The 502-nt window shown below is 75.3% G+C and carries 1 pseudogene; it reads left to right on the top strand.

The window, feature by feature from the left end:
• A pseudogene (locus M3185_RS16960) lies at positions 1-502 on the top strand (acyltransferase family protein); the annotation flags it as partial.

The raw sequence follows: 502 nt of genomic DNA, 5'->3' as shown, positions 1-502 counted from the left end.
CGACGTGCAGGGGGCCTTCCCCGGGTGGATCGCGCTGTGGCCGCTGGCCTCGGCGGCGGCGATCATCGTCGCCGGCCAGTCCGGCTCCCGGTTCGGCCTGGACCGGGTCCTGTCCTCGCGGCCGCTGACCGCCCTGGGGTCCTCCGCCTACGCGCTGTACCTGATCCACTGGCCGCTGCTGATCACCTATCTGGTGCTGCGCGACCGGCCGATGGCAGGACCGCGCTCGGGGGTGGTGCTGGTGGTCGTGTGCGTGGTGGCCGCGGTGGCGCTGACCCGCTGGGTCGAGAAGCCGCTGAAGGCCTGGGCGTGGCCGGAGCAGCGCAAACGGCGCCTGGCGGTCGTGGTCGCCGTCTGCCTGGCGCTGGTGGTCGTGCCGGTCGTGGCCGTCCAGCAGGCCGAGGCGCGGCGGGCGGCGCAGATCGTCGCGGCCGCCGACCGCAACAATCCCGGGGCCGCCGCCCTGGTGCCCGGCTTCCAGTACCAGGGCGACCCCGACGCC

Origin of the sequence: Kocuria rosea (assembly GCF_023715525.1) — a bacterium.
GTDB lineage: Bacteria > Actinomycetota > Actinomycetes > Actinomycetales > Micrococcaceae > Kocuria > Kocuria rosea_A.
Note: the sequence above shows the minus strand (reverse complement) of the source record. Positions and strands in the feature narration are given on the sequence as shown.